Below are 3,231 nucleotides of genomic sequence, written 5' to 3' on the forward strand. Positions count from 1 at the left end.
GGTGCCAGCCGGTGACGAGGCGGGCGGGTCCGGCGGGGAGGTTGAGGTCGCCGAGGAGGATGCGGGGGGCGGGCAGGGTGCGGAGGGCGCGGATGGTCTGGCGGAGTTGGTGGGCGTTCCAGCCGGGGACGAAGGAGAGGTGGGTGGTGGCGACGGTGAGGGTGCCGTGGGGGGTGTCGAGGACGGCGGCGAGGACGACGCGGGGTTCGTCGCGCAGGAGGATGAGTCCGCCGCCGGGGCCGGGGATGTAGAGCGGGGAGCGGATGGGGGCGGCGCGGAGGCGGGTGGTGTGCCAGCTGCGGACGGGGTGGCGGGTGACGAGGCCGACGCCGTAGCAGGGTTGGCCGTGTCCGTCGTCGTCGTGGTGGAGGGGGCGGAAGTGGGTGCCGGGGGTGCCGACGAGGGCGGGGGCGAAGCGGTGGTGGGGGGTGTCGAGGGCGTGGGCGGCGAGGGTGGTCTGATCGAGGTTGCCGCTGCGGGTCTGGTCGCGGTCGACTTCCTGGAGGGCGAGGATGTCGGCGTCGAGGTTGGTGACGGCTGCGGTGAGGCGGTCGGGGTCGACGAGTCCGTCGGTGAGTGATCGGCCGTTGAGCAGGTTGAAGGTGGCCAGGCGCACAGGGTGAACCCTAGTGGGGGCTGTGGGAGTGTTGCCTCATGGCGCGGTTGTTTGTGTGTTCGGTGTTGGTGTTCGTGGTGGTGGCGGTGTGGGGGGTGTGGTTGCGGCGGCGTCGGGGGCGGTGAGGCTGCGCACAGGGGGGCCGGTGTGGGGGGTGGTGGTGGGCAGAATGTGCGGCCGTGGAGATCGATCTGACGTGGGTGTTGATGTTGTTGTCGGCTGCTGTTGTGGCGGGGTGGATCGACGCGGTGGTGGGGGGTGGTGGGTTGGTGTTGTTGCCGGCGTTGTTGGTGGGGGTGCCGGGGGTTCCGGTGGCGACGGCGTTGGGGACCAACAAGTTGGTGGCGATTGCGGGGACGTCGACGGCGGCGGTGACGTATGCGCGGCGGACGAAGGTGGATTGGCAGGTGGCGGGGCCGGCGGCGGGGTTGGCGTTGGTGTGTGCGGGGTTGGGTGCGGGGTTGGCGGGGGTGGTGCCGGCGGGGGCTTATCGGCCGGTGTTGTTGGTGGTGTTGGTGGCGGTGGCGGTGTTGGTGGTGGCGCGTCCGAGGTTGGGTGTGGTGTCGGTGCCGCAGCGGCGGACGCGGGTGCGGATGGCGGTGGCGGTGGGGGTGGCCGGGGTGGGTGTGGCGTTGTACGACGGGTTGGTGGGTCCGGCGACGGGGACGTTTCTGGTGTTGGCGTTCACGGCGGTGGTGGGGGCGGATTTCCTGCATGCGTCGGCGATGGCGAAGGTGGTGAATGTGGGGACGAATCTGGGGGCGTTGGTGGTGTTCGCGGCGACGGGGCACGTGTTGTGGGTGTTGGGGGCGGCGATGGCGGTGTGCAACGTGGTGGGTGCGGTGGTGGGGGCTGGGTTGGCGTTGCGGCGGGGTGCGGGGTTCGTGCGGGTGGTGTTGGTGGTGGTGGTGTCGGCGTTGGTGGTGCGGTTGGGGTGGGATCAGTGGGTGGCGGGTGGGGTGTGAGTGCGGGTCAGGGGGTGTGGGTGGCGTCGGTGTGGGTGAGGCGGGGTAGGCGGGGGCGGTAGGCGTCGGGGCCGGGGTGGCCGATGTTGACGACGAGGAGGGATTTCCAGCCGTTGTCGGTGAAGAATTCGGTGTCGATGCCGGTGGGGTCGAATCCGCCCATGGGGCCGGCGGCGAGTCCGGCGGCGCGGATGCCGAGGAGGTAGTAACCGATCTGGATGGTGGCGTTGAAGCGGGCGGTGTTCTCGCGGGTGGTGTCGTCGGCGGCGAAGCGTTCTTGGAGGCCGGGGAGGACGGGGAAGGTGGTGGGGAGGTGGTGGTGGAAGTCGGTGTCGGCGGCGAGGACGGCGGTGACGGGGGCGGTGGCGGTCTTGGCGCGGTTGCCTTCGGCGAGGTGGGTGAGGAGTCGGTCGCGGGTGGTGCCGGGGCGGGTGTAGAGGATGCGCAGGGGTTGGACGTTCATGGCGGTGGGTGGGAACTTGGCGAGGTCGTAGATGGCGTGGAGTTGGTCGTCGGTGACGGGTTGGTCGGTGAAGGTGTTGGCGGTGTGGGCGTGGGTGAAGAGTTGGGCTTGGGCGTCGGGGTGGAGGGTGAGGGGGGTGTGGAGGTCGGTCATTGTTGCTCCTCGGGTGGGGGCCGGACGGTTCCGGCGCTTGGGCAACGGTAGCAGCTAGTTTTTTAGAAGTCTCTTGGTTGTCGGGGGTGACACGTATCGTGGGTGGCATGACCGTCTCCGGGCCCGGCCGCACTCCCCCGCCGTGTGCCGGTGGTCTCGCTCGGGCCTTCGCCTTTCTGGGCAAGCGGTGGAACGGGGTGATCCTGGGGACCCTGGCGCACGGTCCGGCGAGGTTCGCCGAGTTGACCCGGGCGTTGCCGGGGATCAGTGAGTCGGTGCTGTCCGACCGGTTGGGTGAGCTGGCCCGGGTGGGGTTGGTGAGCCGGTCGGTGCGGGAGGGGCCTCCGGTGGAGGTGAGCTATCAGCTCACCGAGCGGGGGTGTGCCCTGTTGCCGGCGTTGGACGCCCTGGCGGTGTGGGCGGACGAGAACCTGTCGGGCTGAGGCGGGGCGCTCCGCTCTGGGTGTGTGGGGTCGGGTCCGCCGTCGTCGGGGGTGTTCCCCCGACCGGGGCGAGGGTCAGGTTCGCGCCGTGGTGGGTACAGCCGGTGGATGTTGCGTCCCCGTGCGGTAGAAGCCCAGGAGTCACGAGTGTCCTTGCACCGTCTCGGTGTCGTCGCCTGGCTCGTCCAACCGCTGTACCTGGTCGCCGAGATCGTCACGGCGACGGCCGTCGGCGTCCCGTACAGCTTCGTCGACAACACGATCAGTGATCTCGGCGCGAGCGCCTGCACCACTGTCGCGTACCCCTTCGGTGACGTGGCTGTCTGTTCGCCGTGGCACCTGGTGTTGAACACCGCCTTCGTGGTGACCGGCGTGTTGATGGTCGTCGGTGCCCTGCTCGTGCGGCATCCGGTCGCCGGTGGGTGGGTCCGGTGGCTGTGGGTCGTGGCCGGGCTCAGTTCGGTCGGCACCGGCCTGGTGCCGCTGGACCGCGACCTCGACCTACAGCCACCGGACCCACCCACCGGCGACCGGATGCCGCACGAGCAGGGCACCGACGACCATCAACACGCCGGTCACCACGAAGGCGGT

The 3,231-nt window shown here is 70.3% G+C and carries 5 protein-coding genes; 3 read left to right on the forward strand and 2 right to left on the reverse strand.

Going from position 1 to position 3,231, the window contains the following annotated elements:
• On the reverse strand, window positions 1-616 hold a 616-nt coding region (locus tag ABT336_RS27030; RefSeq protein WP_350900369.1), incomplete at its 3' end, for an endonuclease/exonuclease/phosphatase family protein.
• A gap of 206 nt (window positions 617-822) precedes the next feature.
• Here ABT336_RS27030 and ABT336_RS27035 point away from each other — a divergent pair.
• Window positions 823-1,581, forward strand: coding sequence for a sulfite exporter TauE/SafE family protein (locus tag ABT336_RS27035; RefSeq protein WP_350900377.1), 759 nt, complete (start codon window positions 823-825; stop codon window positions 1,579-1,581).
• Between the two features lie 7 nt (window positions 1,582-1,588).
• Here the strand turns inward: ABT336_RS27035 and ABT336_RS27040 are convergent, their stop codons facing one another.
• Window positions 1,589-2,197, reverse strand: a complete 609-nt coding sequence (locus ABT336_RS27040) for a malonic semialdehyde reductase (protein ID WP_350900371.1) — start codon at window positions 2,195-2,197, stop codon at window positions 1,589-1,591.
• Window positions 2,198-2,304: 107 nt separating this feature from the next.
• On the opposite strand from ABT336_RS27040, the gene ABT336_RS27045 reads away from it, so the two are divergent.
• Window positions 2,305-2,640: a winged helix-turn-helix transcriptional regulator gene (locus tag ABT336_RS27045; protein WP_350900373.1), complete on the forward strand. Its 336-nt coding sequence runs from the start codon at window positions 2,305-2,307 to the stop codon at window positions 2,638-2,640.
• 147 nt (window positions 2,641-2,787) lie between these two features.
• A partial coding sequence (locus ABT336_RS27050) for a DUF998 domain-containing protein (protein ID WP_350900375.1) occupies window positions 2,788-3,231 on the forward strand: 444 nt, incomplete at its 3' end.

Source organism: Micromonospora sp. NPDC000207, from assembly GCF_040300925.1.
GTDB lineage: Bacteria > Actinomycetota > Actinomycetes > Mycobacteriales > Micromonosporaceae > Micromonospora.